Consider the following 23,844-nt stretch of genomic DNA (forward strand, 5'->3'; position numbering starts at 1 on the left):
CCTCCGAGGACACGCCATGACCACCGCCCTTCCCGACGCGCCGCAGACCACCGGGCCCGGGCCGGCCAGCCGGTTCCGTCCCGAGTGGGTGAGCGATGCCCGGCTCGCGTCCTGGACCCGCTGGGTCGCCGCGCCGGCCGGTGCGGCGACGCTGACCGCCACCGCGCCGTACGACGGCCTCCCGACCGCCCCCGTCCCCGCCTGCGGCCCCGACGACGTCGCCGCCGCGGTCGCCGCCGCCCGCGCGGCGCAGCCCGCTTGGGCCACCCTCGGCGTCGACGAGCGCGCGGAGGTGGTGCTGCGGTTCCACGACCTGCTCGTGGAGCGGCAGGACGAGGTGCTCGACCTCATCCAGTGGGAGATGGGCAAGGCCCGCTTCCACGCGTGGCAGGAGGTGCTCCAGGTCGGCAACCTGGCCCGGCACTATGCCCGCCACGGGCGCGCCTACCTGGAGGACCGGAAGGTGCGGCCGGCCATCCCGCTCGCCACCTCGGCCCGGGAGGTGCGCGTCCCGAAGGGCGTCGTCGGCATCATCTCGCCGTGGAACTACCCGCTCTACCTGGGCGTGGGCGACCTCCTGCCCGCCCTCGTCGCCGGCAACACGGTCGTGGGCAAGGCCGATCCCCAGACCCCGCTCACGCTGCTGTGGGCGCGGGCGCTGATGGCCGAGGCCGGCCTGCCCGAGGACGCCTGGAAGGTCGTGGCGGGGCCGGGTGCCGAGGTCGGCGAGGCCCTGGTCGACCACGTCGACTACATCGCGTTCACCGGGTCGACGGCCACCGGCCGCCTGGTCGCCGAGCGCGCGGCGCGCCGCCTCATCGGCGCCTCCCTCGAGCTCGGCGGCAAGAACCCCCTCATCGTCCGGCACGACGCCGACCTCGCCGTCGCAGCGCGTGGCACCGCCGACGCGGCGTTCGCCAACACCGGGCAGATGTGCATCCACATCGAGCGGGTCCTCGTGCACACGGACGTCTACGACGACTTCCGCGAGGCACTGCTCGCCGCGACCAGCGGCCAGCGGGTGGGGCAGGCCTACGACTACGCGTTCGGCGTCGGCTCGCTGGCCTCCCAGGCGCAGCTCGACAAGGTGAGCGCCCACGTGGCCGACGCGGTGGCCAAGGGCGCCACCGTGCTCGCCGGCGGGCGCGCCCTGCCGGAGATCGGGCCGTTCGTCTATGCCCCGACCGTCCTCGAGGGCGTCACCGAGGACATGGACCTGTGCCTGGGGGAGACGTTCGGCCCGGTGGTGGCGCTCTACCGCGTGGCCGACGACGACGAGGCGGTCGCCGTCGCGAACCAGGGCCGGGCCGGCCTGTCGGCGAGCATCTTCAGCAAGGACATCGCCGCCGCGCAGGCGCTCGCGCCGCGGATCCGGGCCGGCTCGGTGAACATCAACGACGGCGCCTCGCTCGCCGCGGGCACCGTCGAGGCAGGGATGGGCGGCATGGGCGACAGCGGCCTCGGCCGCCGGCACGGTCCGGAGGGCATCCGGAAGTACACCGAGACGCAGACGGTGGTCGCCTCCAGGATCGGCCCGGTCGGGCCGCCGGCGGGCACCCCGGTCGCGAAGTTCGTCGCCCTCGGCAACGGCCAGCTCCGCCTGCTGCGCCGCCTCCGGGTGCGCTGAGTCGCGACCGCCACGACGGAAGGACCCGCATGGACTTCGACGACACCGGCGCCTACGACGAGGTGGCCGAGCTCGCGCTGGCCGCAGGAGGTGGGAAGTGACCACGACGACGGGCGAGCACAACCTCGCCGTACTCGCCGAGCGCAGCCTCGAGCGCCTCGGGGACTACGAGGCGCTGTTCTTCGAGGGGACCTGGCACACCTCGGGCGAGATCTGCGACCGCTCGGCGCGGGTCGCCGCCGGCCTGCGCGGCCTCGGCATCGAGCCGGGCGACCGGGTCGTCGTGCTGATGATGAACACGCCCGAGGTCTTCGTCTCCTACCACGCGATCTGGCGGGCCGGCGCCGTCGTCACCCCGGTCATCTTCCTCCAGACCCCACCCGAGCTGCGCCACATCCTCGAGGACTCCGGCGCCAAGGCGGCGATCCTGACGCCCGAGCTGCTGCCGCTCTTCCAGGGCTCGGCCGAGGGGCTCGACATCCGGGCGATCGTGGTCGACGGGGACGGCGCCGACGGCACGACGCCGTACGCCGACCTGGAGCGGAACGCCCCCGAGGAGATCGTCCCGAGGGCCGACGACGACCCCGCCGCCCTCCTCTACACCGGCGGCACGACCGGCCGCGCGAGGGGCGTCGTGCTCAGCCACCACAACCTCTGGGCCGCCGGCAGCGGCATGCAGGACGTCGCCCGGGCGTCCGACACGACGCGGATGCTGCTGCCGCTGCCGCTCTCGCATGCGTTCGGGCTCAACGTGCTCGTCGCCGGGCTGCACGCCGACCGACGGCACGTGTCGGTGATGCAGCGGTGGTTCGACGCGAAGGGGTGGCTCGAGCTCGTCCAGGAGCACCGGCTCGAGACGAGCACGGTGGTGCCCTCGATGATGCAGATGCTGCTCGACCAGCCCTACCAGGACTACGACCTGAGCTCGCTGGTCTCCTTCGGCTCCGGGGGCGCTCCGTTGCTGCCGTCGCTGCGGGAGAAGGTAGAGAAGGCGTTCGGCGTGGTGATCCTCGAGGGCTACGGCTGCACCGAGACCAGCGCCATCGTCACCGCCTCGACCGTCGAGACGAGCAGGCCGGGCAGCGTCGGCAAGCCGGCGGCCCACGCCGAGGTGGCGATCATGGCGCCCGACGGCACCGTCCTGCCGGCCGGCGAGGAGGGCGAGATCTGCGTCCGCGGGTCCGGCGTGATGCTCGGCTACTGGAACTCCCCGGAGCTGTCCGCCCAGACGGTCCGCGACGGGTGGCTGCACACCGGCGACGTCGGCCGCCTCGACGAGGACGGCTACCTCTACGTCGTCGACCGGGTCAAGGACCTGATCATCCGCGGCGGCTTCAACGTCTATCCGCGCGACGTCGAGGACGTCCTGGTGGAGCACCCGGCGGTGGCGGCCGCGGCCGTCGTCGGCAGGCCGGACGAGGAGAGCGGCGAGGAGGTCGTGGCGGTCGTCCAGCTCGCGCCGGGCGGCGAGGCGACGGCCGAGGAGCTGATCGCGTTCGCCCAGGCCCGCCTGGCGAAGTACAAGTACCCGCGCGAGGTGATCGTCGTGCCCGCGGTGCCCCTGACCAGCGTCGGGAAGATCAACCGCCGTGCCGTCCGTGACCTGGTCAGAGGCTGACCCCGTGCAACCGACCCCACCGTTCGCCGACCGACAAGAGGTGTGCCATGTCCCGTGAGATCTCCGGCAAGTCCGTCATCGTCACGGGCGGCGCCCGCGGCATCGGCAAGGCGACCGTCGAGCGGTTCGCCAGGCTCGGTGCGTCGGTCGCCGTCGGCGACCGCGACCTCGACCTGGCCCAGGCGGTGGCCGGCTCCTTCGGCGATCGCGTGGTCGCCGCCCGGCTCGACGTGACCGACCCGGCGTCCTGGCGCGAGTTCCTCGACGAGACCGCTCACCTCGGCCCCTGGGACGTCCTGGTCAACAACGCCGGCATCATGCCGCTCGGGCCGGTCATCAAGGAGCCCGACGCGGTCACCCGGGCGATCATCGACGTCAACGTCCACGGCGTCATCAACGGCACCAAGGCGGTCGCCCCCGGCATGGTGGACCGCGGCCGCGGTCACATCGTCAACGTGGCCTCGGCCGTCGGCCGCCTGGCGGTCCCCGACGGCGCGACCTACTCGGCGTCGAAGTTCGCGGTGGTGGGGTTCAGCGAGGCGATCCGGCAGGAGCTCGCGCCGCAGGGTGTCGAGGTGTCGGTGGTGCTGCCCACGGTGGTGCAGACCGAGCTCGCCGCCGGCGTACCCGCGGCCAAGGGCATGAAGCCCGTCACCCCGGACGACGTGGCTGCCGCCATCGTGCGGGTGGTGCGCCACCCCCGTGCCGAGCTGTGGGTGCCCAACTGGGTGCAGGGCCCGACCAAGCTGACCCAGGCGCTGCCGCGGCGGATCCAGAACGTGCTCGCCAAGATGAACGACGCCTCGAGGGTGCTGTCCCAGGCCGACCCGGCGGCACGCGCCGCCTACGAGGAGCGCGCACGTCGCGCCAACGCGCGCGACTGACCTACTCGTAGCGGAACGTCGCCACCAGCTCCTGCAGCCGGCCCGACATCCGCGAGAGCTCGCCGACCGCGGCGCTGATCTCGTGGACGCCGTCGGTCGTCACCTGCGAGCTGCCGGCGAGGGTGACGATCGCCGCGGCGATCTCCCCGGTTCCGCCGGCGGCGTCGGAGACGCTGCGGTTCATCTCCTTCGTCGTCACCGACTGCTCCTCGACGGCTGCCGCGATCGTGTTCTGCGAGTCGCTGATCCGGGTGACCACCTCGCCGATGCGGTCGATGGCCGCGACGGCGCCGCTGGCGTCGGCCTGGATCGCCCCGACGCGCTGGGAGATGTCGTCGGTGGCCTTCGCCGTCTCCTGCGCGAGGTCCTTGACCTCACTCGCCACGACGGCGAAGCCCTTGCCGGCCTCGCCGGCTCGGGCCGCCTCGATGGTCGCGTTGAGCGCGAGCAGGTTGGTCTGCTCGGCGATCGAGCTGATCAGCTTGACGACGTTGCCGATCTCCTCGCTCGACTGGCCCAGCTGGTCGATGGTGCGTCGCGTCGTCTCGGCCTCGCGGACCGCCTCGGCGACCACGCCGACGGCGTGCTGGGCGCTGCGGGCGATCTCCTGGATCGAGGCACCCATCTGCTCGGACGCCGCGGCGACGGTCTGGACGTTCTCGGAGACCTGGCCGGCGGCGGAGCTCACCTCGGTGGCACCCGCCGACGCCTCGACCGCGGAGCCGGAGATCCGCGCGGTCGTCCTCTCGATGCCTGCAGCGGTGCCGCTCAGCGTGTCGGCCGACTCGGCGAGCGTCGAGACGATGCCGCGCAGGGAGGCCATCGACGCGTCGAAGGCGGCCGCGAGCCGACCCACCTCGTCGCCCTGGTCGATGCCGGGCGAGGCGGTCAGGTCGCCGTCGGCTACGCGGGTGAGAGCGTCGACGGAGCGGCGCAGCGGGCGGACGATCGAGCGCGTGACGACGATGCTCAGCAGGATGGCGGTCAGCAGCGCGAGGACGGCCGTGCCGAGGACGGCCGCCCGGGCCACCGACCCCGTGTGGGCGGAGCGGTGCGCGAGGGCGACCTGGCGGGCGTCGAGGGACTTCGCGAGCTTGTCGGTGCTGTCGAGGAGGTCCGACCAGGCGGTGTCGAGGTCGTTGTTGAGGAGGTCCCACGCCGCGGCCATGCTCTTCTTCGAGCCCTTGCGGATCTTGAGCACCATGGCGTCGTTGATCGTGAAGTAGTCGTCCCACTGGTCGCGGATGTGGTCGAGCTCGGCGAGCTCCTGCGTGGTGTAGAGGTGGCGGTCCGCGGAGTTCAGCAGCGCGTAGACGGCGTTCCGCGACGCGGTCAGCCCCTGCACGTTGTAGTTGTCGGGCGCCACGGCCTCCACCGGGTCCTCGACGACCGCCTCGGCGTAGATGTAGCCCTGCCAGCCGCTGATGTCGGAGTCGAGGTAGCGCAGCTCCTGGACGTCGTCACGCAGGGACTGGAGCTGGTTGGTGTCCCGGAGCAGGTTCTCCTGCTTCGTGCCGCCGGTCGCGCCGGCGACGGCCACGATGGCCAGCAGCACGCAGATCAGACCGAAGGCGACCGTGAGCCGGCGCCCGATGGACATGTCACGCAGCAGGGTTCGCACCTGCTGGGCATCGGCACGGCCGCGCCGTTCCTGAGGCCGACGCGGTGTGGGATCGGCGACTGTCGGGCGGGGAATAGCTGCGGCGGCCGCCCCGGTTGGGCATGAGTCCCCTTTGGATCGATCGAAAGCGACGGATGACAGCGACCACCGAGCTGACCGCTCCCACTCAGGGGACCGTCAAGCATGCCGTGCTGGCCATCCTCGCGCTGGCGGTCGGCGGCTTCGCCATCGGGACCACCGAGTTCGTCACGATGGGCGTGCTGCCGCAGATCGCCGACGGTCTCGACGTGTCGATCCCGAGCGCCGGGCACGTCATCTCGGCGTACGCCCTGGGCGTGGTTGTCGGCGTGCCCCTGCTCTCGTTCTTCGTCGCGCACCTGCCGCGCAAGGGGCTGCTGCTCGCGTTCATGGGCGTGTACGCCGCCTTCAACGTGCTCTCCGCGGCGTCGCCCAGCTATCGGGTGCTGATGGTGGCGCGCTTCTTCGACGGCCTGCCGCACGGCGCCTACTTCGGCATCGCCTCCCTGGTGGCGGCGGGCCTGGTGTCGGAGGAGCGCCGCGGTCGCGCGGTCGCCAGCGTGATGATGGGCATCTCGGTCGCCAACGTCGCCGGGGTCCCGGCGGCCACGTGGCTCGGCCAGCACGTCGGCTGGCGGGCGACGTACCTCGCCGCCGCCGCTCTCGCCGCCCTGACCGTGGCGCTGATCGCGTGGTCGGTGCCGCGGACGCCCGGCAACCCGGAGTCGACCGGCCGGTCGGAGGCCCGCGGCTTCTTCACCAACCCGCAGGTCTGGCTCACCATGGTCGCGGGCGCCGCCGGCTTCGGCGGCCTGTTCGCCATCTACTCCTACATCGGCAAGATCGTCCCCGACGTCGCCGGCCTGTCCGCCGACACCGTGCCGGTCTTCGTGCTGGTGCTGGGCCTCGGCATGGTGGCCGGCACGTTCGTCGCCGGCGAGCTGGCCCAGTGGTCGGTCTTCAGGACGCTCCTCGTCGGCAGCATCGCGTCCCTGGTGATCATGCTCCTGACGTGGGTGGTCGCCCCGCACGGCTGGCTGCTGGCGCCCGCGATCTTCCTCGTGACCGCGTCCGGCTCGGTCATCGCCGTCAACCTGCAGATCCGGCTGATGGACGTCTCCGGGGACGCCGTGACGCTGGGCGCCGCGATGAACCACGCGGCGCTCAACATCGCCAACGCGCTCGGCGCCTACCTCGGCGGCCTGGCCATCGCGTGGGGCTTCGGCTACCGCTCGACGACGCTGGTCGGCGCCGGCCTGGCCGTCTTCGGGATCGCGCTGCTGCTGTGGAGCGCGGCGCTCCACCGACGTACGACGCTGACGTCAGCGCGCTGACGCGGTCTCCCAGTCCTCCCGCGGCTGCAGCGGCTCGCCGGCCAGGAGGGTGCCGGCCCAGGCGTTCGTCAGGTCACCGCGGTGCTCGAGCCACTGCCGGACGCAGCCGTCGTAGGAGAACCCGACCCGCCAGGCGAGCTTGCGCGAGGCCCAGTTGCCCTCGTTGGCCCACCAGATGACCGTGCGCAGGTCGCGGTCCTCGAAGCCCCACCGGAGCAGCAGCCGCAGGGCTCGCTCCATGGCGCCGGTACCGCGCACGTCCGGGTGGGACCCGAAGGCGACCTCGGCGCGACCCGGACCCTCGTTGCGCAGCTCGACGGTGCCGCCGAACCGGCCCTCGAACTCGACGGCGAAGGGCCACTCGGTGTCGTCGAGCCACGCCTTCGCCCGGGACCCGATGAACTCGTGCGCGTCCTGGAGCGAGTACGGCGTCGGCACGATCGTCCACCGCACCGACTCCGGGTCCACGCACTGCTCGACGCACCGCTCGGCGTCGCTCGGGCGGTGCGCGCGCAGGGTGACGGGGCCGTCGGTGAGGGTGGGGATCGCGCCGGGGAACGTCATGCGCCCCACCCTGCACAAGCGGTGGGGACGGCGGCAAACGGGTTCAGCGCAGCGGGTTGGTCCACCGGGTCCGCGGCAGGCGACGACGGCGCCGGCGTCCGGCTCGGCGCCGCGGCCGGGCTGCCGAGCTCGGAACCGCCACCTCCGTCGAGCGTCAGCGCGACGGCCACGACGGCCCTCTCAGGAGCCTGATGCTCACGTCGGAGCTCGTTCGTCCGGTCCTCCTGCTCGTGCTGTCGCTCGTGAGACTCCCGGGGAGCACGTCGGTTGCGGAGGAGCGCTGAATCCCGGTTGGGTGCGCGGGCGGTGCATCAGCGACAATGGCCGCATGCCCGACACCACTCCTGAGGTCCGGCCCCGGGTGCTCTCCGGCATCCAGCCGACCGCCGACAGCTACCACCTCGGCAACTACCTCGGTGCGGTGCGGCAGTGGGAGGCCCTGCAGGCCGACTACGAGCCGTTCTTCTTCATCGCCGACCAGCACGCGATCACCATCGAGCAGGACCCGAAGGTGCTGCGCCGCCGCACCCTCGTCGCCGCCGCGCAGCTGCTCGCCGCCGGCGTCGACCCGGAGCGCAGCGCGATCTTCGTGCAGTCCCACCTGCCCGAGCACGCGCAGCTCGCCTGGGTGCTGGAGTGCCTGACCGGCTTCGGCGAGGCGCGCCGCATGACGCAGTTCAAGGACAAGTCGGCCAAGGGCGGCGAGGGCGCGTCGAGCGTCGGCCTGTTCGCCTACCCGATGCTGATGGCCGCCGACATCCTGCTCTACCGGCCGGCGTACGTCCCGGTCGGCGAGGACCAGCGGCAGCACCTCGAGCTCACCCGCGACCTCGCGCAGCGGTTCAACAGCCGCTACAAGAAGACCTTCCGCCTCCCGGAGCCCTACATCCTCAAGGAGACGGCGAAGATCTACGACCTGCAGGACCCGACGATCAAGATGTCGAAGTCGGCGTCCAGCCCCGGCGGCATCATCGAGATGCTCGACGACCCGAAGGTCAGCGCGAAGAAGATCCGCAGCGCGGTCACCGACTCCGACACCGTGGTGCGGTTCGACGAGGCCGGCAAGCCGGGCGTCTCCAACCTGCTCCGGATCTACTCGGCGCTCACCGGCAGCACGGTCGAGAAGCTCGAGGACGAGTACGCCGGCCGCGGCTACGGCGACCTCAAGAAGGACCTCGCCGACGTGGTCGTGGACTTCGTGACGCCGTTCCGGACCACGACCCACGCGCTGCTCGACGACCAGACCCACCTGATGTCAGTGCTGGAGAAGGGCGCCGAGCAGGCCCGCGAGGTCGCCTCGCGCACCCTGGCCGACGTCTACGAGCGGGTCGGCTTCGTCCCGCCGGCGCGGTAGCCTCGCCCGGTAATGTCGACCAGCGTGCGGACGATCGGTGTGGCCGTCGCGATCCCGGAGCCCTGGGCCAGCCAGCTCCAGGACTACCGCGCGCGGCTGGGTGACGCGACGGCGTCGATGATCCCGACCCACATCACGCTGGTCCCGCCGACCGAGGTCGCCACCGAGGTCGTCGAGAAGATCGAGGCGCACCTCACCGACGTCGCCGAGACCGTCGACTCCTTCGAGGTGCACCTGCGCGGCACCGGCACGTTCCGGCCGGTCTCGCCGGTGGTCTTCGTCGCCGTCGTCGAGGGCATCTCCTCGTGCGAGCAGCTGGCCTCCGCCGTACGCCGGGGACCGCTCGCCGTCGACCTCTCCTTCCCCTACCACCCGCACGTGACGGTCGCCCACGACCTGCCGGAGGAGGCGCTCGACCGGGCCTTCGAGGAGCTCGCCGAGTTCGAGTGCACCTTCGAGGTGCACGACTTCCACCTCTACGTCCACGACGACCAGAACGGGTGGCGCCCGACGCGCGACTTCGTCCTGCGCTCCGACGCGCGACGCTGATCCGGCCTCCGGCGGGTACCGGCCGGGCATGGCGGGACTGAAGCAGCGTCTCGACGACCTGCGGGCGCGGCGGCCGCTGGTCGACCACGCGCTGCGCACCCAGGAGCACTACAGCACCGTGGCAGCCGGGCAGCAGGCCGGCGCGGTCACCTACTTCGGCTTCCTGTCGTTCTTCCCGATCCTCGCCCTGGCGGTGTTCGTGGTCGGCTGGGTGGCGAAGGTCTACCCCGACGCGCAGGCGAACCTCACGAAGGCGATCAACCAGGTCGTCCCCGGCCTCGTGGGCAACGGGGAGGGCCAGATCTCCCTCAGCGACGTGCAGCACTTCTCCGGCCTGGCCGGCGTCCTCGGTCTGCTCGGCGTGCTCTACGCCGGCCTCGGCTGGCTCGACGCGACCCGGACCTCGCTCCACGTCGTCTTCGAGGTCCCGCCCCAGGAGCGGCCGAACTTCGTCGTCGGCAAGCTCTACGACCTCCTCGGCCTCGTCGCGATCGGCCTCGTGCTCTTCCTCAGCGTCATCGCGGCCGGCGCCGTCACCGGCTTCTCCAGCGACCTGCTCGACTGGCTCGGGCTCGGCGCCGGCCTCGGCTGGCTGCTCCAGCTCATCACCCGGCTGATCGGCTGGGCGATCAACGCGGTGCTCTTCTTCGTGCTCTTCCGGCTCGTCGGGGAGGCCCAGGTGCCGTCCCGGTCCCTGTGGGTCGGCGCGTTCATGGGCGGCTTCGTCTTCGAGGTCCTGAAGTCGATCTCGTTCCTGCTGCTGGGGGTCGTGCGGGGGAGCCCCGCCTTCCAGGCGTTCGGGATCGCGCTGATCCTCGTCGTCTGGATGAACTACTTCGCCCGGGTCGTGCTCTACGCCGCCGCGTGGGCCTACACCTCGCCCGCCGCACGTGAGCTCCAGGCGGCCGCGTTCGAAGCGGCTCCGGTGCAGGGTCCGCAGACGCCGGCCCTGGCGCTGGCCGGCCCCGACGGTGTGGCGCAGGCCTCGCCGGACGGCCGACGTACGGTGCCGGTGGGGTCGTTCCTGGCCGGCGCTGGGACGATGGTGGCTGCCCTGGGACTCCTCGAGAAGGTGGGACGCAAGTGAGGTTCTCCAAGAAGCACGCGTGGCTGCTGATCGGCGTCGCGGTCTGGAACTTCTTCATCTGGATCACGTTCGCCAAGAACCTCTCCGCCGCGCACTCCAACGGCGAGGATCACCCGACCGGCTACTGGGTAGCGCACACGGTCCTCATCGTCGTCGACCTCATCATCGGCGGCGTGCTCGCCGCCGTCGGCCTCAAGGCCCTGCGCGCCGCGCGCCGCGAGGCCTGAAAGCCGAAGGGCCGCCCTCCCAGCGGGAGAGCGGCCCTCGTGGTCTCGACAGGCTCGACCGGCGAACGTGTGGCTCAGTAGCCCTGCTTGATCGCCGAGCGCAGGTCCTTGTTGAGCTGCGAGATGACGTCGAGCGGGATCTCCTTGGGGCACGCAGCGGCGCACTCGCCGATGTTGGTGCAGCCACCGAAGCCCTCGTGGTCGTGCTGCGCGACCATCGAGGCCACGCGGGAGTAGCGCTCGGGCTGACCCTGGGGGAGCTCACCGAGGTGCGTGATCTTGGCACCGAGGAACAGCGAGGCCGAGCCGTTGGGGCAGGCCGCCACGCACGCACCGCAGCCGATGCAGGTCGCCACGTTGAAGGCTCGCATCGCCTTGTCGCGGGGCGCCGGCACCGAGTTGGCCTCGGGCGCAGCACCGGTGTTGGCGGAGATGTAGCCGCCGTTCTGGATGATCCGGTCGAAGGCCGAGCGGTCCACGACCAGGTCCTTGACGACCGGGAACGACGAGGCCCGCCACGGCTCGATGGTGATCACGTCGCCGTCGTTGAACGAGCGCATGTGCAGCTGGCAGGTCGTCGTGACCTCCGGGCCGTGCGCCTGGCCGTTGATCATCAGCGAGCACATGCCGCAGATGCCCTCGCGACAGTCGGAGTCGAAGGCGACGGGCTCCTCGCCCGAGGTGACGAGCTGCTCGTTGAGCAGGTCGAGCATCTCCAGGAACGACATGTCCGTCGAGACACCGTCGAGCTCGTAGGTGTGCATCGCCCCGGCGGCCGACGCGTTGGCCTGGCGCCAGATCTTGAGCGTCAGCTTCATTACTTGTAGGACCTCTGCTTCATCTCGATGGCGGTGTAGATCAGGTCTTCCTTGTGCAGGACCGGCGCACCGTCATCGCCGCCCCACTCCCAGGCCGCGACGTAGGCGAACTCCTCGTCGTGACGCAGCGCCTCGCCGTCCTCGGTCTGCGACTCGGCCCGGAAGTGGCCGCCGCAGGACTCGCGCCGGTTCAGCGCGTCGATGCACATCAGCTCACCCAGCTCGATGAAGTCGGCCACGCGGCCGGCCTTCTCGAGGTCCTGGTTGAGCGAGTCGGCGGAGCCGAGCACCTTGACGTTGCTCCAGAACTCCTTCTTCAGGTCGCGGATCAGGCCGATGGCCTTGATCAGGCCCTCCTTGGTCCGCTCCATGCCGCAGTACTCCCACATGATCTGGCCGAGCTGCTTGTGGAAGGAGTCGACCGACCGGCGCCCGTTGATCGTCATGAAGCGGTTGATCCGCTCCTGAACGGCCTGCTGGGCCTCGACGACGGCGGGGTGCGTCTCGTCGATGACCGGGAACGGGCCGTCGGCGAGGTAGTCGCGGATGGTGTTCGGCAGCACGAAGTAGCCGTCGGACAGGCCCTGCATCAGCGCCGAGGCGCCGAGGCGGTTCGCGCCGTGGTCGGAGAAGTTCGCCTCACCGGCGCAGAAGAGGCCGGTGACGTTGGTCTGCAGCTCGTAGTCGACCCACAGGCCGCCCATGACGTAGTGCACGGCGGGGTAGATGCGCATCGGCAGCTCGTACGGGTTCTCGCCGGTGATCCGCTCGTACATGTCGAGGAGGTTGTCGTACTTCTCCTCGACCTTCTCGCGGCCCATCCGGCGGATGGCGTCGGTGAGGTCGAGGTAGACGCCGCGGCGGACGAGGCGCTTCTCGCCGTCGGGGCCGGTCTCCTCGATCTGGGGGCCGACGCCGCGGCCCTCGTCGCACATGTACTTCGCCGCACGCGAGGCGATGTCGCGGGGGACCAGGTTGCCGAACGACGGGTAGATCCGCTCGAGGAAGTAGTCGCGGTCCGCCTCGGGGATCTCGCGCGGGTCCTTCTCGCAGTCGGCGGCGTTCTTGGGCACCCAGACGCGACCGTCGTTGCGGAGCGACTCCGACATCAGGGTCAGCTTCGACTGGTGCGCGCCGGTGACCGGGATGCAGGTCGGGTGGATCTGCGTGTACGCCGGGTTGGCCATGTAGGCGCCCTTGCGGTGGGCACGCCACGCGGCGGTGACGTTGGACCCCATCGCGTTGGTGGACAGGAAGTAGACGTTGCCGTAGCCACCGGTCGCGAGCACGACGGCGTCGGCCAGGTGAGTCTCGATCTCACCCGTGACCATGTCGCGGGCGATGATGCCGCGCGCCCGGCCGTCGGCGATGATGACGTCGAGCATCTCGTGGCGGGTGAACTGCTCCACGGTGCCGGCAGCCACCTGGCGCTCCATGGCCTGGTAGGCACCGAGCAGCAGCTGCTGGCCCGTCTGGCCGCGGGCGTAGAACGTGCGGGAGACCTGCACGCCGCCGAACGAGCGGTTGTCCAGCAGGCCGCCGTACTCGCGGGCGAACGGGACGCCCTGCGCGACGCACTGGTCGATGATGTTGGCGCTGACCTCGGCGAGGCGGTAGACGTTCGACTCCCGCGAGCGGTAGTCGCCGCCCTTGACCGTGTCGTAGAAGAGGCGATAGACCGAGTCGCCGTCCTCCTTGTAGTTCTTGGAGGCGTTGATGCCGCCCTGGGCGGCGATCGAGTGGGCCCGGCGCGGGGAGTCCTGGTAGCAGAACGACTTCACGTTGTAGCCGGCCTCGCCGAGCGTCGCGGCGGCGGCGCCACCGGCCAGGCCGGTGCCGACGATGATCACCGACAGCTTGCGGCGGTTGGCCGGGTTGACCAGGCGGTTCTCGAACTTGCGCGTCGTCCAGCGCTCGGCGATCGGGCCCGTCGGGGTCTTCTCGTCGACGAGCTTGTCGCCGAGGACGTAGAAGCCCTCCGCGTCGTCGGACGTCTGCACGGCCGGGCCGTTCGTGGCGGTGAGTCCGGAGAGGTAGTGGGTTCCAGCAGCCATGTCTGTGCCCTTACTTGGTGATGACGCCGAACAGCGTGAACAGGGGGACCAGCGAGAAGCCGCCGGCGATGACGATCGCCACGACCCAGCCGGCGACCCGGGCACGCTGGCGCGACGACGCGGTGTTGGTGTAGCCGAGGGTCTGCAACGAGCTGAACGTGCCGTGGTGCAGGTGCAGGCCGAGGGCGAGCATGGCGACCAGGTAGATCACGGTCAGCCACCACGTGTCGAAGCTGTCGACCAGGAGGTTGTAGGGGTCGTTGGTGGCGCCACCACTGACGTTGACCTTGCCGATCGTGAAGTTGATCAGGTGCCAGATGATGAAGACCAGGAGCGTGAGACCGCCCCACCGCATGGTCCGCGAGGACAGCGACGAGGAGAGGTTCCGCTTCACCTGGTAGTTGACCGGACGCGCCCGGTTGGCCCGCTTCCACAGCGCGGCGGCGCTCGCCACGTGCGCGACGAGCGAGACGATCAGCACGACGCGGAGCACCCAGAGCGCACCCGTGCGGGGCAGGATCGGGGTGCCGACGGTGCGGATGTGCTCGGCGTACTCGTTGTAGGCGTCGTGGCCGGAGAAGGCCTTGAGGTTGCCGTACATGTGCACGAGGACGAACAGGATGAAGACGATGCCGCTGATCGCCATGAGGAGCTTCAGCGCGATCGTCGAGCGCGTCGTGCGCACTCCCTTGACGAGTTCGGTGGTTGCCACAGCGCAGCACGATACGCGCGGTGACATCGGTCATGTGACGCGGGGCGGTGTGACATATGCCCGGTTACCGGCAGGTCACCAGCGCGTCGATCAACTCGTCGACCGCCCTCGTCCAGCTGCGCTCCAGGGCCAGCTCGCGAGCGCGAGCGCCGAGGTAGGAGCGGCGCGGGTCCGCCGCGAGTGACGCGACCGCCTCGGCCGGGCCGCCCGGCGTGTCGGCGTCGTAGAGCAGGCCGGTCTCCAGGTTGCGCACCAGCTCCCCGGCACCGCCCGAGCGCGGAGCGACGACGGGTACGCCGGACGCGCCGGCCTCGCGCAGGACGTGGCAGCACGTCTCCGACCGCCCCGGGTGGACCACCACGTCGAGGCTGGCCAGGGCGATGGCGAGGTCGCCGGTGCCGAGCGGTCCGACCAGCTTCGCGCCAGGCAGCCGGTCGGCCAGCCAGCCGCGCTGGGTACCGTCCCCGATGAGGACGACCCGGATGCCGGGGACGCCCGACAGCAGCGCGAGCTCGCGGACGTCGTGGCGGCGGGCGAGCGCGCCGGCGTAGCCGACGACGACGCGGCCCTCCCGCGCCCACTTGCCGTGCAGCCACGGGTCTCGCAGCGCGGGCGTGAAGGCGTGGCCGTCGACGCCGGGCCGCCACAGCGCCGCCACCACTCCCAGCCGGGCGAGCGCCTCGACCATCCACCCCGCCGTCACGACGACGTCGTCCGCGCGCTCGGCGACCCGCGAGACCCAGAGGTCCTCGGTCGCGCGGCCGACCGGCGACTGCTGGACGACGAGGGAGCGCAGCTCCATCCGCTCGGCGTGCTTGAGGGCACGACGGCCGATCCGCCCCGGATCCGTGACGTGCACCAGGTCGGGATCGAACTCCGCCAGCGCGTCGCGTACCTGCGCGCCGGGCTGGGCGAGCGGGCTGATCCGGACGACGCGGCTGTTGCGGTAGCGGGTCAGCCCGGGGCCCGGCGCCACCAGTCGGACCTCGTGGCCGAGGTCGATGAGCCGGTCGGCCACGGCCTTCACGGTCGTGGTCGTGCCGTCGGACGCCGGGTAGCGCGAGAACCAGTGCTCGGTGACGAGTGCGATCCTCATGGCAGCACCGTGCGCCAGGCAGGTGGCGGGACCGCTGCCGCGGGGTAGCCGTCCGGTGAACGTGCGGGCGCGGACGGGATGCCCTCCCTCAGATGGGGCAATGGGGGTGGCGCACAGACGGTTCACAGGCGAACGTCGGGGCCACCCGAGACACCTGGAGGAGACCGATGACGTTTTCCGCCCTATCCCACCGAGGAGTACGCGTCACAGCGGCGCTCGCCTCGGCCCTTGCCCTGACCCTCGCCGGTGCTGCCAGCGCCGACGCCCACGGGTCCCACGGCAAGCACGGCACGAAGCACCGCCACCATCACGGCCAGACCCAGCGCGTGCTCGCGACCGGCCTCGTGTCGCCGCTGCGCGCGGCGGTCGCCGAGAACGGCACCGTCTATGTCAGCCAGAACTTCGCCGGCAAGCTCACGAAGGTGCGGCCGGGGAAGGCGCCCACCGTGGTCTACACCGACCCCGACGGCAACGAGGTCGGCGGCGTGTCGGTCAACGGCAGGGTCGTCACCTTCACCGTGACCAAGAGCAACGACGAGGGGCCGGTGGACTCCTGGCTCAAGAAGCTCTACCCGGACGGCTCCGTCCGCACCGTCGCTGACATCCGCGCCTACGAGAACGCCCACAACCCCGACTCGTCGACGACCTACGGCTTCCGCAGCATCGACCCGACCTGCGCGGCCAAGTGGCCGGCCGACAGCGGGCCGGCGACCTACACCGGGCTCCCCGACTCGCACCCCTACGCGACGTACGCACTGAGGGGCGGCTGGACCTACGTCGCCGACGCGGGCGCCAACGCGGTCTTCCTCGTCTCGCCGCGGGGTCGGATCCAGACCGTCGCCACGCTTCCGGGCATCCCCTACACGCTCACGGCCGATGCTGCGACCGGCCTCGGTCTCGACCCCTGCTTCGTCGGCCACACCTACTGGTTCGAGCCGGTCCCGACCGACATCGAGCTCGGGCGCGGCGGCCGGCTCTACGTGACCAGCCTGCCCGGCGGTCCTGAGGGCGACCAGCTCGACGCCCGCGGCAGCGTGTTCACCGTGAGCGCGCGCAGCGGCCGGGTGCGGCAGCTCGTCGACGGCCTGCTCGGCCCGACGGGCATCGCGGTCGGGAAGGGTGGCTCGCTGTATGTCACCCAGCTGTTCGGCGACGAGATCTCGAAGATCACGTTGCGGCGCAGCGGCCCGGTGGTGCGTGACTTCCTCGCCACCTCGCAGCCGGCGGAGATCGAGTCCACGCGGCGGGGGCTCTACTTCACCGACCACGCGCTGGCTGACCCGCCCGCCGGTCGGCTGGTGTTCCTGCGCCAGCGCTGACGACACGACAGGCTCGCCCTCGTCCGGCTCGGCGGACGAGGGCGAGCCTCAGCTCTGCGTCGTCAGGTCCACCGCGACCCGGTGCTCGAGGTCGCTGCGGCGGTCGGCCCACATCCGCTGGTCCTCCCGGACGGCGGCGACGACGTCCGGGTCGATCTCCGCGACCACGATGCCCTCCTCCGCGCCCAGCCGCTCGACCGGCCGCCCGAGCGGGTCGTAGACCGCGCTGCCCCCGATGAACCCGCCACCGGTGAGGGCGCTGAGGACCACGTAGATCCCGTTGTCGAGCGCACGGCTCGCGTAGTGCAGGTCGCGCCGGTGCTCGCCGCCCGGGAAGTAGGCCCCCGAGTTGACGTAGACGACCGCGCCGTCCGCCGCAGCTGCCGCTGCGTGCTCCGGGAAGTTGGCGTCGTAGCAGACCGACAGCGCGACGCCGATCTCACCGATGGTGAGCGTGGTCGCGTGCGCACCGGCAGTGAACACCGCGCGCTCCGGTGGGTGCAGGTGCTGCTTGTCGTACGCCGGCCACGGCTCGCGCCCCGGCACCAGGACGACGTCGGTGAGCGTGCGCCGGTCACCCCGGTCGAGCGCGCTGTTGAGCACCACCGTCGTCCCGGTCTCCTCGACCGCCTCCTGGAGCGGACCGAGCCATGCGGCGTCGTCGGCCCGGGGGAGCGGGCCGCGGAACACGGCGTCGTCGTACCCCGTCGTGAAGGCCTCGGGGAAGACGACCAGGTCGGCCCCGGCCCTGCGGGTCCAGGCCGCCGCCGCGGCGATGTTGTCGGCGACCGCGCCGACCGTCGGGGTGGCCTGGACGGCGACGATACGGAGCGTCACGATGCGATTGTGCCGCAGAGGCAGCCCTCCCGACCTTCAGGATCCCTTCACGATCAGCCTCGTACGGTCAGGAGCGTGCTCACCACGACGAAGGCCCCGCGCGTGCGGGCAGCGTTGGCCGCCCTGGTCGGCGCGGCCCTGCTGGGGGGCTGCGCGGTGACCGGAGGGTCGCCGGGCGCTCGCCACGAGGCAGCGGCGCAGGGTGCGGCGCAGGGCGCCGCGGACGAGTGGATGCCGGCGGCGCCGGCCAGCGCGGCCGCGTGGCTCGCGGATGTCGGCCACATCTACGACACCGCCGTCGGCGGCGGCAGCGCCGAGGCATGGCTGCGCCAGCGCATGGCGCACCGGCGCCCGGGCGAGCGGCTCGCGGTGGTCCTCGGCATCGACGACGTCATGCTCCAGACGCACTTCGCCGGCCTGAACGCCCTCGTCCCGCGGTCGGTGCGGTTCGTGCGGACCGCCCACGCGCTCGGCTACTCCGTCTTCTACGTGACGGGTCGGTCCTACGGGACGGGGCTCGGCGACGTCGAGTCGACGATCGAGCGGGCGAACGTGCCGGCCAACGCGTTCTACGGGAGGCCGCTCGGCGCCAAGGACGACGAGTCCGCGAAGGCGGAGTGCCGGGCCGCGATCGAGCACCAGGGCTACACGCTGGCGATGTCGGTGGCGGCGAGCGAGGTCAGCTTCGACGGAGCCCCGGCGGCGGAGAAAGAGGTTCGTCTCCCGGACTTCGCGGTGACAGGCTGAGGCCCGTGACGATCCGGCCTGCCGAGGTGTCCGACGCCGAGGCGCTCGCACCACTGCACGTCCAGGTCTGGGACGAGGCCTACACCGGGCTGATGCCGCAGCGGGTCCTCGACGACCGGCAGGCGAGGCCGATGCAGGAGAAGGTCGAGCGTTGGCGCGAGCGGATCGCCTGGCCGCACGGGGCCACGTGGGTCGCCGACGACGACGGCGGGCTGGTCGGGTTCGTGAGCATCGGGCGCGGTCGCGACGGCAGCGGCGACCTCGAGGTGATGGCGCTCTACGTCCGGCGTGCCCACTACGGCACCGGGCTCGGGCACCGGCTGCTCGACACCGCGATCGGCGACCGGCCGGCGTACCTCTGGGTGCTGGACGGGAACGCCCGCGCGATCGGCTTCTACGAGCGGCACGGCTTCGCCTTCGACGGGCAGGTCGAGGAAGAGCCCGAAGGGCTGCACCGTCGGATGGTCCGGGGCTAGCGTCGCGCCATGCCGACCCTGCGTCTGGAGACGCTCGTCAGGGCTTCGCCCGAGGACTGCTTCGACCTCAGCCTGTCGGTCGACGCCCACACGGCGTCGATGGGGCCGTCGGGCGAGCGTGCGGTCGACGGGATCACGGAGGGCAGGATGGGTCCCCTCGACACGGTGACGTGGCGGGCGCGCCACTTCGGGCTGCCGTTCCGGATGACGTCCACCATCACGGCATGGGACCGGCCCCGACGCTTCGTCGACGAGCAGGTCGCCGGCCCGTTCCGCAGCTGGCGGCACGAGCACACGTTCACGCCGCACCTGGACCGGACCCTCATGGTCGACATCGCGACCTTCGAGGCGCCGTACGGCGTCCTGGGCCGTGCCGCGGAGACGCTGGTGCTGACCCGCTACCTGATGCGGCTGCTCAGCCAGCGCAACGACTGGCTCAGGACGGAGCTGGAGCGGGCCTGATCAGGACCGCTCGGCGGCGGATCCGGTGGCCGCGTCGACCTCGCCGCGGCGGATGCGGTCGACGAGGTCGTGGACCCGCAGGCCGCTGGCCTGCCAGTCGCCGACCATCTCCTCCCGGGCGAGCCTCCACCCGCGCCGGACCTGCACCCACCACTTGCGGCCGAACACCATGCGCCCGGCCACCGCGAACGGCAATACGGCGAGGACCAGGACGAGCTCGACGCCGGTGATCATCAACAGCGCCACAATGGGCAGGAGGACCAGGACCACGAGGCCGATCGCGAGCGCCGCGACGGCGCCGCCGAGGTCGTCGACCCCGTCGAAGAAGTCGAAGGAGCTGCCGTCAGGCATGGACTCGACGTCGCGGATCCGCGGGTTCCACGGGAGCCAGCGGCGATGCACGCGCCAGACCTGGCCGGAGGGGTCGTGCACCTTCACGGATGAGGAGGCTACTGGTTGGAAACCTCACACTCGGTGGCGATCGCCACTTCCCTCTTCCTAAGGTGCCCCGCATGACCGACAAGCCTGCGCACCTGCAGCTGGCGCAGCCCGAGGACGACCACGGCGTCGCCGAGTGGGAGGCCGCGGCCGCGGGCGTGCTCCGCAAGTCGCGGCGGCTCACCGAGGAGGACGCCGACGCGCTCGTCTGGGACAAGCTGGCTCGTACGACGCTGGACGGCATCGCCGTCACGCCGCTCGGGACTCCCGCCGACCTCGAGGGCCTGACCACGGCCGGACGGCCGACCCGCGCCGGTGCCTGGGACATCCGCTCCTTCGTCGCCGACCCCGACGCCGAGCTCGCCAACGAGAGCGCGCTCGCCGACCTCGACGGCGGCGTCACCAGCCTCTGGGTCCAGGCCGACGCGGACACCGACCTGGCCACCGACCTGGACACCGTCCTCGACGGCGTCCTCCTCGACCTGGCACCGGTCGTCCTCGACGCGCCGACTGCGCCGCTGCAGGCCGCCCGGGCCCTGCTCGCGCTCGTCTCGCGGACGGGCGTGGAGCCGCACCCGGCCACCAACCTCGGCGTCGACCCGATCGGCGCCGTCCACCGCGACCTGCGGGCCGAGGGTGCGTGGCAGGAGGACCTGGTCGGCGTCGCGCGGCTCGCGCAGGAGCTCGGCGTGCTCGGCGTCGTCGTCGACGCGACCGCTGCCCACGACCTCGGCGCCAGCGACGCCCAGGAGCTCGGCTACGGCCTCGCCGTCGGAGCGACGTACCTGCGCACCCTCACCGCGGCCGGCCTCAGCGTGACCGAGGCGGCGCGACTGGTGGAGTTCCGCTTCGCGGCGACCGACGAGCAGTTCCCGACGATCGCGAAGCTGCGCGCCGCCCGCCGGCTCTGGGCACGCGTGCTGGAGCTCAGCGGTGCCGACGGCGTCCGCATGCGCCTCCACGCCGTCACCAGCCGGCCGATGCTCAGCAAGTACGACCCCTACGTCAACATGCTGCGGGGCACCGTCGCCGCCTTCGCCGCAGGCGTCGGGGGAGCGGACGCGGTCACCGTGCTGCCCTTCGACAGCGCCAACGGACGCCCGGAGGCGTTCGGCCGCCGCATCGCCCGCAACGTCAACCACCTGCTCATCGACGAGAGCCACGTCGCGGTCGTCGCCGACCCGGCCGGCGGTGCGTATGCCGTCGAGCGACTCACCGACGACCTCGCCGTCGCCGGGTGGGCGGAGCTCGGGGAGATCGAGACGACCGGGTTCGACACGTTCCGTGGCCGCGTCGCGACGATCGTGGAACGGCGCGAGGCCGAGATCGCTCGGCGCAAGCGGCCGATCACCGGCCTCAGCGAGTTCCCCGACCTCACGGAGACGCTGCCTGAGCGGAAGCCGGACGCGATCGCCGACCGGGTCCGCCGCTACGGCGCCAGCTTCGAGGAGCTGCGCGACACGCCGCCGGCCCAGCACGTCTTCCTCGCGACCCTCGGCACGGTCGCCCAGCACACCGCGCGCGCGACGTTCGCGAGCAACCTGCTGGCCGCCGGCGGCGTCGCGGTCGACCTGGCCGGGGCGACCACCGACGCGCAGGACCTCGTGAGCAAGTACGGCGGCCAGTTGGTCGTCTGCCTCGCGGGCTCCGACGCGGCGTACGAGCAGTGGGGAGCCGAGGCCGCCGCCGCGCTCCGCGACGCCGGCGCCCGGCGCGTGATCGTCGCTGGCAAGCCCGTCGGCCCGATCACGGACGCCGTCGACGACTCGGCAGCCCTGGGCGTCGACGCGCTCGACTTCCTGCACCGGACCCGAGAGGCATTGTCATGAGCATCCCGGAGAGCTTCGCGGGGCTTCCGCTCGCGGACGCCGAGCTGGTCGAGGCACCCCTCGACGAGCTCGGGGTGCGTGGCGAGGGCTGGCACAGCCCTGAGGGGATCGAGGTCAAGCCGTTCTACACGGCCGCCGACCTCGAGGGTGTGGACGCGCTCGCGACGTACCCCGGTCTGAGCCCGTTCCTGCGCGGGCCCTACCCGACGATGTACACCACCCAGCCGTGGACGATCCGGCAGTACGCCGGCTTCTCGACCGCCGAGGAGTCCAACGCGTTCTACCGGCGCAACCTCGCGGCCGGCCAGAAGGGGCTCAGCGTCGCGTTCGACCTGGCGACCCATCGCGGCTACGACTCCGACCACCCGCGGGTCCGCGGCGATGTCGGCATGGCGGGCGTGGCGATCGACTCGATCTACGACACCCGGACGCTGTTCCACGGGATCCCGCTCGACGAGATGTCGGTGTCGATGACGATGAACGGCGCCGTGCTGCCGGTCATGGCCCTCTACATCGCGGCGGCCGAGGAGCAGGGGGTGAAGCCGGAGCAGCTCGCGGGGACGATCCAGAACGACATCCTCAAGGAGTTCATGGTCCGCAACACCTACATCTACCCGCCGGCGGCCTCGATGCGGATCATCTCCGACATCTTCAGCTTCACCGCCGAGCGGATGCCGCGGTTCAACTCGATCTCCATCTCCGGCTACCACATGCAGGAGGCCGGGGCGACCGCCGACCTCGAGCTGGCCTACACGCTGGCCGACGGGGTCGAGTACATCCGCGCGGGCCTGGCCGCCGGCCTCGACATCGACGCGTTCGCGCCGCGGCTGTCGTTCTTCTGGGCGATCGGCATGAACTTCTTCATGGAGGTCGCCAAGCTGCGCGCCGCCCGCGCCCTGTGGTCGCGGCTGGTGCGCGAGTTCGACCCGAAGAACCCGAAGTCGCTGTCGCTGCGCACCCACTCGCAGACCAGCGGCTGGTCGCTCACCGCGCAGGACGTGTTCAACAACGTCGGCCGCACGGCGATCGAGGCGATGGCGGCGACCCAGGGCCACACCCAGTCGCTGCACACCAACGCCCTCGACGAGGCGATCGCACTGCCCACCGACTTCTCCGCACGCATCGCCCGCAACACCCAGCTGCTCCTGCAGCAGGAGAGCGGTACGACGGGCACGATCGACCCGTGGGGCGGCTCCTACTACGTCGAGCGCCTGACGCACGACCTGGCCGAGCGCGCCTGGGCCCACATCCAGGAGGCCGAGGCCGCGGGCGGCATGGCGAAGGCGATCGAGCAGGGCATCCCGAAGATGCGCATCGAGGAGGCGGCCGCCCGCACCCAGGCGCGCATCGACGCCGGCAGCCAGAAGGTCATCGGCGTCAACACCTACCGCCCGGCGGTCGAGGACCGGCTCGACGTGCTCCGCGTCGACAACGACGAGGTCTACCGTCAGCAGGTCGCCAAGCTCGAGCGGCTGCGGGCCGAGCGCAGCCCCGAAGAGGTCGAGCGCACACTGGCCGCGCTGACGTCGTCGGCCGAGTCCGGTCGAGGCAACCTGCTCGAGCTCGCCGTCGACGCCGCCCGCGCGAAGGCGACGGTCGGCGAGATCTCCGAGGCGATCGAGAAGGTGTGGGGCCGCCACCAGGCGGTCATCCGTACGATCTCCGGCGTGTACAGGGATGAAGCCACCTCCGGTGGCGACGCCTCGGTGGAGGAGGTCCTGCAGGCGACCGCCGACTTCGAGGAGGCGGAGGGCCGGCGCCCGCGCATCCTGGTCGCGAAGATGGGCCAGGACGGCCACGACCGCGGCCAGAAGGTCGTCGTGACCGCCTTCGCCGACCTCGGCTTCGACGTCGACGTCGGTCCCCTGTTCTCCACCCCGGAGGAGGTCGCCCAGCAGGCCGTCGACGCCGACGTGCACATCGTGGGCGTCTCCTCCCTCGCGGCCGGGCACCTGGCGCTCCTTCCCGCGTTGAAGAAGGCGCTCGCCGAGCAGGGGCGGCCGGACATCATGATCGTCATCGGCGGGGTCATCCCGCCCGACGACGTCGCGACGCTCAAGGAGATGGGGGCCGCCGAGGTCTTCCTGCCCGGCACGGTGATCGCCGAGTCGGCGCTCGACCTGCTCCGGCGGCTCCGCGAGCAGCTCGACCACTGACCCCGACGCCGGTCGCC

General features: G+C 71.7%; 22 protein-coding genes. 14 read left to right on the forward strand and 8 right to left on the reverse strand.

Translation table 11 applies throughout. The features are described from left to right. Positions 1-16 precede the first annotated feature (16 nt). From QDS12_RS05870 to QDS12_RS05880, 3 genes are all read left to right on the forward strand, one after another. On the forward strand, positions 17-1,627 hold the full coding sequence (locus QDS12_RS05870; protein WP_279877661.1) for a succinic semialdehyde dehydrogenase: 1,611 nt from the start codon (positions 17-19) through the stop codon (positions 1,625-1,627). Between the two features lie 97 nt (positions 1,628-1,724). Continuing rightward, entirely contained in the window at positions 1,725-3,245 is a 1,521-nt protein-coding gene (locus tag QDS12_RS05875) for an AMP-binding protein (RefSeq protein WP_279877663.1), read from the forward strand. A gap of 47 nt (positions 3,246-3,292) precedes the next feature. After that, positions 3,293-4,129 carry an SDR family oxidoreductase gene (locus tag QDS12_RS05880; protein WP_279877664.1) on the forward strand — a complete coding sequence of 279 codons (837 nt, stop codon included), beginning with the start codon at positions 3,293-3,295 and terminating at the stop codon, positions 4,127-4,129. 1 nt (position 4,130) lies between these two features. Here QDS12_RS05880 and QDS12_RS05885 read toward each other — a convergent pair whose 3' ends face one another. After that, a complete protein-coding gene (locus QDS12_RS05885) occupies positions 4,131-5,729 on the reverse strand; it encodes a methyl-accepting chemotaxis protein (RefSeq protein ID WP_279877666.1) in 1,599 nt (532 codons plus the stop codon). Between the two features lie 155 nt (positions 5,730-5,884). Here QDS12_RS05885 and QDS12_RS05890 point away from each other — a divergent pair, with 155 nt between their 5' ends. Continuing rightward, positions 5,885-7,102: an MFS transporter gene (locus tag QDS12_RS05890; RefSeq protein ID WP_279877667.1), complete on the forward strand. Its 1,218-nt coding sequence runs from the start codon at positions 5,885-5,887 to the stop codon at positions 7,100-7,102. On the opposite strand, the gene QDS12_RS05895 is transcribed toward QDS12_RS05890, so the two are convergent. After that, positions 7,091-7,666 carry a GNAT family N-acetyltransferase gene (locus QDS12_RS05895; RefSeq protein WP_279877668.1) on the reverse strand — a complete coding sequence of 192 codons (576 nt, stop codon included), beginning with the start codon at positions 7,664-7,666 and terminating at the stop codon, positions 7,091-7,093. The two genes, QDS12_RS05890 and QDS12_RS05895, sit on opposite strands and share 12 nt — an antisense overlap. Before the next feature lie 328 nt (positions 7,667-7,994). Between QDS12_RS05895 and trpS the strand changes: the two genes are divergently transcribed. Genes trpS through QDS12_RS05915 form a run of 4 tightly spaced genes read left to right on the forward strand, consistent with a single transcriptional unit; the run spans position 7,995 to position 10,883 of the window. Further along, the gene (trpS, locus tag QDS12_RS05900) at positions 7,995-9,020 is read left to right on the forward strand and encodes a tryptophan--tRNA ligase (protein WP_279877670.1); all 1,026 of its coding nucleotides are present in this window, start codon (positions 7,995-7,997) and stop codon (positions 9,018-9,020) included. A gap of 12 nt (positions 9,021-9,032) precedes the next feature. Then, positions 9,033-9,569 (forward strand): 2'-5' RNA ligase family protein, encoded by a 537-nt coding sequence (locus QDS12_RS05905; protein ID WP_279877672.1) that lies wholly within the window; start codon positions 9,033-9,035, stop codon positions 9,567-9,569. Positions 9,570-9,597: 28 nt separating this feature from the next. Next, the gene (locus QDS12_RS05910) at positions 9,598-10,656 is read left to right on the forward strand and encodes a YihY/virulence factor BrkB family protein (RefSeq protein WP_279877674.1); all 1,059 of its coding nucleotides are present in this window, start codon (positions 9,598-9,600) and stop codon (positions 10,654-10,656) included. Further along, on the forward strand, positions 10,653-10,883 hold the full coding sequence (locus QDS12_RS05915) for a hypothetical protein (RefSeq protein ID WP_279877675.1): 231 nt from the start codon (positions 10,653-10,655) through the stop codon (positions 10,881-10,883). Before QDS12_RS05910 ends, QDS12_RS05915 begins: the two co-directional genes overlap by 4 nt. A gap of 74 nt (positions 10,884-10,957) precedes the next feature. On the opposite strand, the gene QDS12_RS05920 is transcribed toward QDS12_RS05915, so the two are convergent. From QDS12_RS05920 to QDS12_RS05935, 4 genes are all read right to left on the reverse strand, one after another. After that, positions 10,958-11,701: a succinate dehydrogenase/fumarate reductase iron-sulfur subunit gene (locus tag QDS12_RS05920; RefSeq protein WP_279877676.1), complete on the reverse strand. Its 744-nt coding sequence runs from the start codon at positions 11,699-11,701 to the stop codon at positions 10,958-10,960. Further along, positions 11,701-13,755 carry a fumarate reductase/succinate dehydrogenase flavoprotein subunit gene (locus QDS12_RS05925; protein ID WP_279877677.1) on the reverse strand — a complete coding sequence of 685 codons (2,055 nt, stop codon included), beginning with the start codon at positions 13,753-13,755 and terminating at the stop codon, positions 11,701-11,703. The genes QDS12_RS05920 and QDS12_RS05925 overlap by 1 nt, the downstream gene beginning before the upstream one ends. 10 nt (positions 13,756-13,765) lie before the next feature. Then, positions 13,766-14,467 carry a succinate dehydrogenase cytochrome b subunit gene (locus QDS12_RS05930; RefSeq protein WP_279877678.1) on the reverse strand — a complete coding sequence of 234 codons (702 nt, stop codon included), beginning with the start codon at positions 14,465-14,467 and terminating at the stop codon, positions 13,766-13,768. Between the two features lie 64 nt (positions 14,468-14,531). Next, entirely contained in the window at positions 14,532-15,563 is a 1,032-nt protein-coding gene (locus QDS12_RS05935; protein ID WP_279877679.1) for a glycosyltransferase, read from the reverse strand. 167 nt (positions 15,564-15,730) lie between these two features. On the opposite strand from QDS12_RS05935, the gene QDS12_RS05940 reads away from it, so the two are divergent. Beyond that, positions 15,731-16,882 (forward strand): ScyD/ScyE family protein, encoded by a 1,152-nt coding sequence (locus QDS12_RS05940; RefSeq protein WP_279877682.1) that lies wholly within the window; start codon positions 15,731-15,733, stop codon positions 16,880-16,882. A 48-nt stretch (positions 16,883-16,930) separates the two neighbouring features. Here the strand turns inward: QDS12_RS05940 and QDS12_RS05945 are convergent, their stop codons facing one another. Further along, complete coding sequence (locus tag QDS12_RS05945) at positions 16,931-17,719, reverse strand: carbon-nitrogen hydrolase family protein (protein ID WP_279877683.1); 789 nt, start codon at positions 17,717-17,719, stop codon at positions 16,931-16,933. A 75-nt stretch (positions 17,720-17,794) separates the two neighbouring features. Between QDS12_RS05945 and QDS12_RS05950 the strand changes: the two genes are divergently transcribed. The 3 genes from QDS12_RS05950 to QDS12_RS05960 are packed head-to-tail and all read left to right on the forward strand — an operon-like array spanning position 17,795 to position 19,404. Next, positions 17,795-18,466 carry a hypothetical protein gene (locus QDS12_RS05950; RefSeq protein WP_279877684.1) on the forward strand — a complete coding sequence of 224 codons (672 nt, stop codon included), beginning with the start codon at positions 17,795-17,797 and terminating at the stop codon, positions 18,464-18,466. A 5-nt stretch (positions 18,467-18,471) separates the two neighbouring features. Further along, positions 18,472-18,942 carry a GNAT family N-acetyltransferase gene (locus tag QDS12_RS05955; RefSeq protein ID WP_279877685.1) on the forward strand — a complete coding sequence of 157 codons (471 nt, stop codon included), beginning with the start codon at positions 18,472-18,474 and terminating at the stop codon, positions 18,940-18,942. 9 nt (positions 18,943-18,951) lie between these two features. After that, on the forward strand, positions 18,952-19,404 hold the full coding sequence (locus QDS12_RS05960) for an SRPBCC family protein (protein WP_279877686.1): 453 nt from the start codon (positions 18,952-18,954) through the stop codon (positions 19,402-19,404). Here QDS12_RS05960 and QDS12_RS05965 read toward each other — a convergent pair whose 3' ends face one another. Then, a complete protein-coding gene (locus QDS12_RS05965) occupies positions 19,405-19,842 on the reverse strand; it encodes a hypothetical protein (protein WP_279877688.1) in 438 nt (145 codons plus the stop codon). Positions 19,843-19,916: 74 nt separating this feature from the next. Between QDS12_RS05965 and QDS12_RS05970 the strand changes: the two genes are divergently transcribed. Further along, positions 19,917-21,671 carry a methylmalonyl-CoA mutase family protein gene (locus QDS12_RS05970; RefSeq protein ID WP_279877689.1) on the forward strand — a complete coding sequence of 585 codons (1,755 nt, stop codon included), beginning with the start codon at positions 19,917-19,919 and terminating at the stop codon, positions 21,669-21,671. Continuing rightward, the gene (scpA, locus tag QDS12_RS05975) at positions 21,668-23,827 is read left to right on the forward strand and encodes a methylmalonyl-CoA mutase (protein WP_279877691.1); all 2,160 of its coding nucleotides are present in this window, start codon (positions 21,668-21,670) and stop codon (positions 23,825-23,827) included. Before QDS12_RS05970 ends, scpA begins: the two co-directional genes overlap by 4 nt. The last annotated feature ends 17 nt before the right edge of the window (positions 23,828-23,844 follow it).

It is taken from the genome of Nocardioides sp. CER19, assembly GCF_029846275.1.
GTDB lineage: Bacteria > Actinomycetota > Actinomycetes > Propionibacteriales > Nocardioidaceae > Nocardioides.

Coding starts and splice junctions, on each gene's coding strand:
- QDS12_RS05895 (WP_279877668.1), bottom strand. CDS start 7,666: ATGACGTTCCCCGGCGCGATCCCCACCCTCACCGACGGCCCCGTCACC.
- QDS12_RS05890 (WP_279877667.1), top strand. CDS start 5,885: ATGACAGCGACCACCGAGCTGACCGCTCCCACTCAGGGGACCGTCAAG.
- QDS12_RS05910 (WP_279877674.1), top strand. CDS start 9,598: ATGGCGGGACTGAAGCAGCGTCTCGACGACCTGCGGGCGCGGCGGCCG.
- QDS12_RS05925 (WP_279877677.1), bottom strand. CDS start 13,755: ATGGCTGCTGGAACCCACTACCTCTCCGGACTCACCGCCACGAACGGC.
- QDS12_RS05885 (WP_279877666.1), bottom strand. CDS start 5,729: ATGTCCATCGGGCGCCGGCTCACGGTCGCCTTCGGTCTGATCTGCGTG.
- QDS12_RS05940 (WP_279877682.1), top strand. CDS start 15,731: ATGACGTTTTCCGCCCTATCCCACCGAGGAGTACGCGTCACAGCGGCG.
- QDS12_RS05960 (WP_279877686.1), top strand. CDS start 18,952: ATGCCGACCCTGCGTCTGGAGACGCTCGTCAGGGCTTCGCCCGAGGAC.
- QDS12_RS05920 (WP_279877676.1), bottom strand. CDS start 11,701: ATGAAGCTGACGCTCAAGATCTGGCGCCAGGCCAACGCGTCGGCCGCC.
- QDS12_RS05880 (WP_279877664.1), top strand. CDS start 3,293: ATGTCCCGTGAGATCTCCGGCAAGTCCGTCATCGTCACGGGCGGCGCC.
- QDS12_RS05870 (WP_279877661.1), top strand. CDS start 17: ATGACCACCGCCCTTCCCGACGCGCCGCAGACCACCGGGCCCGGGCCG.
- QDS12_RS05905 (WP_279877672.1), top strand. CDS start 9,033: ATGTCGACCAGCGTGCGGACGATCGGTGTGGCCGTCGCGATCCCGGAG.
- QDS12_RS05970 (WP_279877689.1), top strand. CDS start 19,917: ATGACCGACAAGCCTGCGCACCTGCAGCTGGCGCAGCCCGAGGACGAC.
- QDS12_RS05935 (WP_279877679.1), bottom strand. CDS start 15,563: ATGAGGATCGCACTCGTCACCGAGCACTGGTTCTCGCGCTACCCGGCG.
- scpA (WP_279877691.1), top strand. CDS start 21,668: ATGAGCATCCCGGAGAGCTTCGCGGGGCTTCCGCTCGCGGACGCCGAG.
- trpS (WP_279877670.1), top strand. CDS start 7,995: ATGCCCGACACCACTCCTGAGGTCCGGCCCCGGGTGCTCTCCGGCATC.